Raw genomic sequence first — 5,304 nt, 5'->3', positions numbered from 1 at the left:
CCATCGTATCGACGCGCGCTAACCTGCCGACGTGCGTGCGGTCGTCCAGCGGGTGAGCGAGGCCTCGGTCGTCGTCGACGGCGAGGTCGTCGGCTCCGTGGGCGGCACCGACGCGGACGCCGACCATCTCCTCGTGCTGCTCGGCGTCACCCACGACGACACCGTGCAGAAAGCCGACGCGCTCGCGCGGAAGGTGCACGGCCTGCGCATCCTGCACGACGAGGTCTCGGTCGCCGACACCGGCGGCGCGGTCCTCGTCGTCAGCCAGTTCACGCTCTACGGCGACGCGCGCAAGGGGCGGCGTCCCACGTGGACGGCCGCCGCACCGGGCGCCGTGGCCGAGCCGCTGTACGACGAGTTCTGTGCCGCCCTGCGGGCCCTGGGCACGACGGTCCCCACCGGCCGCTTCGGTGCCGACATGCAGGTCCGCTCGGTCAACGACGGGCCGTTCACCGTCCTGCTCCAGCTGTAGCGCCTTCGCATTCTGACCGTCCTTTCAGGTGAAGGACGTAGGATTCTCGAATCGGCGTCGGCGAACGTGCCCCGGCGCCGTCGTCCTGACCCCACCAGAACATCGAACGGGAGTGCCATGTCGCGTCGCGAGAAGCGAGCGCGCCGCGAAGTCAAGGGCAAGCGTCGCGCCGGCGGCGTCCCCTTCCACCGCCGGCACCGCAAGCTGGTCGTGGGTGTCGTCGGCGCCCTCGTCCTCGTCCTCGGCACGGGCACCGCGTACGCCTACTACCTCAACGCCCAGCTGGGCAACGTCGGGCGGGTCGAGAACAAGCTGAAGGAAGCCGACCGCCCCGATCCCGACAAGGGCAAGGCGCTCAACATCCTGCTGCTGGGCTCCGACAAGGGCAAGAAGGTCGAGGGCGCCGAGGACACGACGCTGGCCGAGGACGCCGCCTCCGGGTCGTGGCCGGCCGGCAAGTACCGCAGCGACACGTTGATGATCGCGCACATCACGTCGGACCGGAAGAAGGTCTACCTCGTCTCGATCCCGCGTGACACCTACACCGACATCTACGACGAGACCGGCACCAAGCAGTCGACGCAGAAGATCAACGACGCCTTCGCGGAGTTCGGCCCGAACGGTGCGATCTCGACCGTCGAGAACCTCACCGACCTGCGCATGCGGCACCTCGCGATCATCGACTGGGACGGCTTCAAGAGCCTCTCCAAGGCCGTCGGCGGCGTGCCCGTCTACATCCCCCGGCCGTTCTACGACCCCAAGCAGAAGGTCCAGTGGGAGGCCGGCGAGCAGACCCTCGAGGGCAAGAAGGCCCTCGCCTACGTGCGCACGCGCTACGGCCTGCTCCGCGGCGACTTCGACCGCATCGCCCGCCAGCAGAACTTCCTGCGGTCGCTCATGAAGAAGATGCTCGCGCGCGACACCATGAGCAACCCCATCAAGCTGACCCGCACCCTCACCGCGGTCACCAAGAACCTCACCGTCGACGCCGGCTGGGACCCGGGCGACATGCGTGCGCTCGCGCTCTCGCTGCGCGGCACCGGGTCCGACGACGTCACGTTCCTCACGGCTCCGGTGGCCACCACCGAGACCATCCCGGTCGTCGGCAGCATCGTCAGGCTCGACGAGGCCAAGAACGCCGAGCTGTTCTCCGCGCTGCGCGAGGACCGCATGGACGAGTACCTGGAGAAGTACCCCGACGACCAGCTCGCCGACGAGGACCAGATCGGCTGACGCGCCGGCTCAGCCGCAGGCCGAGCGGACCCGGACGTCGTTCGCGCCGGCCTCGATGCCGGGCGTGGTCGTGAGCACCGCGTCGCTCGTCTGCCCCTCGCCCGTGCGCACCTGGACCTCCAGGTCGACCGACTCCCCGGGTCGCAGGGTCACGGGGACGACCGTCACCCGACGGTCGCCGATCCGCCCGCCCGACGGTGTCCGCTCGACGTCGGCCAGCCGCACGCGCTCGAACACGCCGCCGGCCGGTGCCACGACCCGCACGGAGAGCCTCTGGTCCCCCGGGCGCAGTCCCGGGAGCTCGAGCCCCGTGATGGAGATCGGGAGCGCGGTGTCGGGGACCGTGGAGGTGAGCGTGGTGCGCAGCGTGAGCACCTGCGCCCGGTCGTCGACGCACCGCACGGAGCGCAGCGTGGACGACGCGTCGAGGTAGTACTGCAGCTTCGCGCCCTTGCTGTCGTCGACGTACACGCCCACGTGGGCCCGGTCCCGCGTCTGCGGGAGCGCACCCGCGACGCCCGTGGAACGGATGCGGCGCTGCTCGGACTCGTCAGCCGACCACACGAGGACCCGGTTGTCGACGCTGGCCTGCACGAGGGCCTCGAGCACGGGCTGGGTGGCGCCCTGCCCGTCCACGAACGCGTCGAAGATGCGGCGGGCGGCGTCCTCGAACACGGCGTCCTGCCCGAGCAGGTCGGTGGCGTAGCGGCGGTAGACGCCGTTGAGCAGCTCGTCGACGGCGTTCTCGGCCGTGAGCCGCGTGCCGTCCTCGAGCGTCACCGGCCCGAGCCCCTGCAGGAGGTAGCCCAGCGTCACCGGGTCGACGGACACGACGCCGTCGAAGCGCGTGTCGAGCTCCTCGCCCACGAGGGAGCTCGCGAAGGCCGCGGCCTCGGGGAAGTCGGGCACGGCGGTCGTGTTGCGCAGGTCCGTCGCGGCGGTCACCGGCACGGCACCGAGCTGGTCCTCCGGCACCGTCAGACGCGGCCTGTCGTTCGGCGGCACGTCGATGGCCGAGCCCTGCGTGCGCATGCGCACCTTGCCGCGATCGGCCTCGATGACGGCGAACGATCCCGGGATGCCGCCGAGCGAGCGGATCTCGGCGTTGTTCTGGATGAGCAGGAGGTAGCGGCGGCGCTCGCTCCCGCCCAGCATCTCCGGCAGCAGCGCGGCCGCGGTGTCCGCGACGCGTGCGGCCGACGCGGCGCTGGTCAGGGAGCCCTGCAGGCGGCGGACCGGCGCCTGGAGCCGGCCCGCGACCTTCTGCGGCTCGATCTCGCCCACGCCGCGTGCAGCGCGCTCGAGGGCCTCGCGCGGGCCGGCCAGGCGTGGTGCCACGGCCTCGAGGTTCGCGATGTCGACCCGTCCGTCGCGCGGCGAGAACGCGTCGAGCCCCACCTGGGCGGTGACGTCGACGATCGTGGGCACGGCCTGGGTGGCGACCCGGTCGACCTCGCGCGCGACCACGCGCACGGCGTCGACGTCGTCACCGACGATCGGGACGTGGGAGAACACCGCCCACAACGGACCATCCGTCGAGGCGTGCGCGCGGCCTGCGGCGTCGGTCAGGACCGCCGACGTCTGCCGCGCACCGTCCGCGTCGCCCTGCGCCACCTGGGCCAAGAGCAGCTGGGACTGGTCGCTCGCCCGCGACAGCAGGATCGCTGCGCGCACCCCCTGCCAGGCCAGGACCACGACGCAGACCGTGAGCACCGCTCCCGTCACGGCCAGACCCAGCCGGACCCACCCTGCCCGGTCGTACCGCTCGGGCAGGAAGCGTGGCGACGCCACGACGGGTCAGCTGCTGCGGCGGCGTTGGACCACGGCGCCGATGCCGGCGAGCACGAGCAGTGCACCGAGCACCAGCAGCCAGAGGTCGGTGCCACCGGTGCCGGGCAGGATGCCGGCCGCGTCGCCGGCGTCGGCGTCCGCGTCGGCCGCGGCGTCGCCGTCGTCGCCACCACCGACCACGACGAGCACCTCGGCGCTCACGGCGCCGAGGTCGCCGCACGTCGCGACGACCTGGGTGCTGCGGGTGCTGGAGGCGGCCGGTGCCGTGAAGGTCGCCACGAGCTTCGTCGTGTCGTCCTCGCTGAACGACTGGTCCTCGTAGCTGACCGTGATGATCGTGGGCTGGTCCGCCGTGACCGTCGCGGTGAACGTCTCGCCGGGGGCGACCCGCGTCTTCGACAGCTGCAGGTCGCAGACGGTGGGCGGGTAGGGCGCGTCGGCCGAGGCGAGGCCGGCCGCCGAGGCGGGAGGGACCGCTGCCACGAGGGCGAACGCGGCCAGCGCGGAGGCGACCAGAGTCGCGACGATCTTCTTCATGACACTCCCAGGCGGTGACGGATCCCACGCGCACGCGGCCCCGTGGAGGAGCGTGCTCGACGGTAGAACGACGCTCGGTGCCGGAAGGTCACGCCCGAGGACGCGAAAAACCCCGGACCGGCAGGTCCGGGGTCTCTCGGGTCGAGCCGTGGTGCGTGACTCAGACGTGCACGGGCACCCGGTCGATGTCGACGACCACGTCGGCGACCACGCCGACCGCGGCCGCGACCGCGAGATCGACGGCCTCCGAGCGCGGCGCGAGCGTGCGCAGCGTCCACTCGCCGGGGCCGGCGAAGAACCGGAACTGGCCGGTCGCCGAGGTCGGGACCTCGGCGGTGAACTCGCCGGTGCGGTCGAGAAGACGCACGTAGGCGTTGCCGACCGGCTCGTCACCGCGGACGACGACGCCCTGGATGACGGCCTGGTTCGCGACGTCGACACCCTCGAGGCTGGGTCCGCCCTTGATCGCTCCGCACATGTCAGGCCTCCCCGCGCTCGTCGCCGATCGCCACCGGGACGCCCCGCAACGAGCCGTACTCGCTCCACGAGCCGTCGTAGTTCTTGACGTTCGGGTAGCCGAGGATCTCGTTGAGCACGAACCACGTGTGCGAGCTGCGCTCACCGATGCGGCAGTACGCGATGGTGTCCTTGCCCTCGTCGAGGCCGGCCTGGGCGTAGAGCTCCTTGAGCTCCTCGTCCTTCTTGAAGGTGCCGTCGTCGTTGGCGGCCTTGCTCCACGGGACGTTGCCGGCCGTGGGGATGTGACCGGCGATCTGCGCGGCCTCCTGCGGCAGGTGCGCCGGGGCGAGCAGGCGTCCGGCGAACTCGTCGGGGCTGCGGACGTCGATGAGGTTCTTCGTGCCGATCGCCTCGATGACCTCGTCGCGGTAGGCGCGCACGGACTCGTCCGGCTCCTGTGCGGTGTACGTGGTGGCCGGGCGGTCCGGGACGTCGGCGCTCAGCTCGCGGCTGTCGAGCTCCCACTTCTTGCGGCCACCGTCGAGCAGACGGAGGTTCTCGTGGCCGTAGTAGGTCAGGTACCAGTAGGCGTACGCGGCGAACCAGTTGTTGTTGCCGCCGTAGAAGACGACGGTGTCGTCGTTGGCGACGCCCTTCCTCGAGAGCAGCTCCTCGAGCTTCTCCTTGGAGATGAAGTCGTGGCGCACGCCGTCCTGGAGGTCCTTCTTCCAGTCCAGCTTGATGGCGCCGGGGATGTGGCCCTTGTCGTAGGCCTCGGCGTCCTCGTCGACCTCGATGAGGACGACCTTGGG

General features: G+C 71.4%; 6 protein-coding genes. 2 read left to right on the top strand and 4 right to left on the bottom strand.

The genetic code is table 11. The features are described 5' to 3' along the window. The first annotated feature begins 31 nt into the window (after positions 1–31). Positions 32–472, top strand: a complete 441-nt coding sequence (gene dtd / locus ASF38_RS00270; RefSeq protein ID WP_056572874.1) for a D-aminoacyl-tRNA deacylase — start codon at positions 32–34, stop codon at positions 470–472. 117 nt (positions 473–589) lie between these two features. Further along, positions 590–1,705, top strand: a complete 1,116-nt coding sequence (locus ASF38_RS00265) for an LCP family protein (protein ID WP_056572871.1) — start codon at positions 590–592, stop codon at positions 1,703–1,705. A gap of 9 nt (positions 1,706–1,714) precedes the next feature. Here ASF38_RS00265 and ASF38_RS00260 read toward each other — a convergent pair whose 3' ends face one another. The 4 genes from ASF38_RS00260 to ASF38_RS00245 all read right to left on the bottom strand — a co-directional run. Further along, positions 1,715–3,496: a DUF4012 domain-containing protein gene (locus tag ASF38_RS00260; RefSeq protein WP_055970062.1), complete on the bottom strand. Its 1,782-nt coding sequence runs from the start codon at positions 3,494–3,496 to the stop codon at positions 1,715–1,717. A 6-nt stretch (positions 3,497–3,502) separates the two neighbouring features. Beyond that, on the bottom strand, positions 3,503–4,033 hold the full coding sequence (locus ASF38_RS00255) for an LPXTG cell wall anchor domain-containing protein (RefSeq protein WP_055970065.1): 531 nt from the start codon (positions 4,031–4,033) through the stop codon (positions 3,503–3,505). A gap of 160 nt (positions 4,034–4,193) precedes the next feature. Beyond that, entirely contained in the window at positions 4,194–4,511 is a 318-nt protein-coding gene (locus ASF38_RS00250) for a DUF1416 domain-containing protein (protein ID WP_055970068.1), read from the bottom strand. Between the two features lies 1 nt (position 4,512). Beyond that, positions 4,513–5,304: sulfurtransferase (locus ASF38_RS00245; protein ID WP_056572868.1), on the bottom strand; the 792-nt coding region annotated here is incomplete at its 5' end.

The sequence above is a fragment of the Aeromicrobium sp. Leaf272 genome, assembly GCF_001422865.1.
Lineage (GTDB): Bacteria > Actinomycetota > Actinomycetes > Propionibacteriales > Nocardioidaceae > Aeromicrobium.
The sequence above is the reverse complement of the archived record's forward strand: the minus strand, read 5'-3'. Positions and strand labels throughout refer to the sequence as shown.